Source organism: Micromonospora sp. NPDC052213, assembly GCF_040679695.1.
In the GTDB taxonomy this organism is placed as follows: domain Bacteria; phylum Actinomycetota; class Actinomycetes; order Mycobacteriales; family Micromonosporaceae; genus Micromonospora.
Map to the genome: position 1 here is coordinate 1 of NZ_JBFAVI010000398.1, position 1,103 is coordinate 1,103.

Below are 1,103 nucleotides of genomic sequence, written 5' to 3' on the forward strand. Positions count from 1 at the left end.
GCCAGGTGGTCGGTGCCGACGACCCGGCCCGCCCGGTGATGGCGGACGACCGGATGCAGGTAGGCGGCGTCGTGGGCCTGGCCGGCGACGTCCTGGGCGACCCGGTTGACGGTGACGTCGAACGGGTCCACCTGGTCGTGCTCGGGACCGTACTCCAGGGTGACCACGAAGGCGTGCTCGTAGTCGTGGTCGGGGGTACGCAGGCCGGTGCCGGTGAAGTACTCGACGGGCACCTCCTCGTGGTAGCGCGCGTCGGACCCGGCGACGGTGACCACGTCGGCGAGGAAACCGAACTGCTGCCACAGCGCGGAGGTGCGGTTGATCCGGGCGATGACCGCGTCGGCGATCGCCTCCGGGGTGGGTTCCAGCGGCGTGGCCGGCCACGGGGTGTCGTGGTGGCGGGCGCCGAGGATGCGGTGCAGGGCCCGCACGCCGTACCGGAAGCCGTGGATGAACCCGTTCGTCGAGCGCTTGAAGTCGCGCTGCTGGGTGAGGGTGCCGGCGAAGTAGAGGCCGGGCACGTTCACCGACTCCCACTCCGCGGTCTGCGCCGGGAAGCGGTCCCGGATGGCGAGTTGCGGACGGCAGGTGTCGTCGAAGATGGACGCGTCGAAGGCGAACCCGGTGCAGGCGAGCACCCGGTCGTACCGCAGCTCCTTGACCACGTCGTCGGCGCGGGAGAACGAGAAGGTCACAGTGAAGCCGTCGCCGTCGCGTTCGATCCGCTTGACGTCGCCGTCGAGGATCGCGTTCGCCGACTTCAGCTGGTAGGTGTCCAGGAAGTTGTTGTTCACCGCGCGCAGGTGTCCCACGTAGTGCGTGCGCCAGGCCATCCGGATCGAACTCGGCCCGGCCACGTGGATCAGCGTGGTGGTCTCCATCAGGTTGTCCGCGGTCTCGAACGCGGAGTTCCCCTTGCCGATGATCAGCACCTTCTGGTCCAGGTAGTCGCGCGGGTCGACGGACATCTCCGCGTACTGCTCGGCGAGTTCCAGGCCCGGGATCTCCGGCCGGTACGGCTGCGAGACGCCGGTGGCGACGACGAGCCGTCGCGCCCGGAACACCTCCTCCCCCGCCCGGACCTCGAACACCCCGTCGACCAT

General features: G+C 69.6%; 1 protein-coding gene. It reads right to left on the minus strand.

The annotated features are described in order from the left end of the window. The coding region (locus AB0L34_RS34240) for an NAD(P)-binding domain-containing protein (protein WP_363709824.1) at positions 1-1,091 on the minus strand (1,091 nt) is incomplete at its 3' end. Positions 1,092-1,103 lie beyond the last annotated feature (12 nt).